This is a genomic window from Pseudomonas sp. GW821-FHT03A09 (assembly GCF_059421065.1).
This window is the reverse complement of the sequence record NZ_JBWKUX010000033.1, coordinates 1-1232: the sequence shown is the minus strand read 5'-3', so window position 1 is coordinate 1232 and position 1232 is coordinate 1. Positions and strand designations below refer to the sequence as shown.

General features: G+C 53.3%; 1 pseudogene. It reads left to right on the top strand.

Features of this window, described 5'->3' with window-relative positions:
• Positions 1-63: 63 nt before the first annotated feature.
• Positions 64-1214: pseudogene (locus tag AC07V4_RS26905) on the top strand (IS3 family transposase).
• Positions 1215-1232: the final 18 nt, after the last annotated feature.

Below are 1232 nucleotides of genomic sequence, written 5' to 3'. Positions count from 1 at the left end.
CTGAATCGCCCCTAGTTTTGTAGACACCTCCATGCCTTAAACTGAGGCCCATTAGGAGGTGCCATGAGCAACCCGCGTTACCCCGAAGAATTCAAAATCCAAGCGGTCAATCAAGTGACCGAAAAGAAGCAGCCTGTCGCTGATGTAGCGGCCCGCCTTGGCGTGTCGACGCATAGTCTCTATGCGTGGATAAAGCGCTACAGCAAACCTCAAGAAGAACGGCAGCAGGACGATGATCAGCACACTGAACTGCGTCGTCTGCGAGCAGAACTCAAGCGGGTCACTGAAGAGCGAGACATCTTAAAAAAGGCCGCCGCGTACTTTGCCAAGGAGTGCGGTTGAAGTACGCCTTTATCAAGCAGCGAGCTGGCGACTATTCCATTCGACGGCTTTGCCTGACGCTGAAAGTCCATCCCAGTGGCTATTACGCTTGGTTGTCTGAGCCGCAATCTGCACGCGCCAAAGACGACCAACGATTGCTGGGTTTGATCAAGCATTCGTGGCTGGAGAGCGGTGGCGTTTATGGCTATCGCAAAATCCATGACGATCTGCGCGAGGTCGGTGAGGATTGTGGTCGGAATCGTGTGGCAAGGCTGATGCGTCTTGAAGGTCTGCGCTCTCAGACAGGGTATCGACGCCGCCCTGGCAAGTACGGCGGTAAGCCAGCGGTCGCCTCTCCCAATTTGCTGAAGCGCCAGTTCGATGTCGCTGAACCCAACAAAGTTTGGGTCACCGACATCACCTACATTCGCACCTAGGAAGGCTGGCTGTATTTGGCGGTGGTGCTGGATCTGTTTTCTCGTCAGGTTGTTGGCTGGTCAATGAAGTCACAGATGACCAGTGATTTGGCCATTGATGCGCTATTGATGGCGGTTTGGAGGCGAAAACCGAAACAGGAGGTGATGGTTCACTCCGACCAGGGCAGCCAGTACAGCAGCTCCGATTGGCGCAGCTTTTTGAAGGCGAACAATTTGGTTGCCAGCATGAGCCGTCGAGGTAACTGTCATGACAACGCCGTAGCCGAGAGCTTTTTCCAGCTTCTGAAGCGGGAACGGATTAAGCGAAAAATCTACACCACACGGCAAGATGCTCGTAGCGATGTGTTCGATTACATCGAGATGTTCTACAACGCAAAACGCCGCCATGGTTTCAACAATCAGCTGTCACCGGTAGAGTTTGAAAAGCGTTACGCAATGAGCTTGCAAGGTGTCTAGAGAATCCGGGGCGATTCA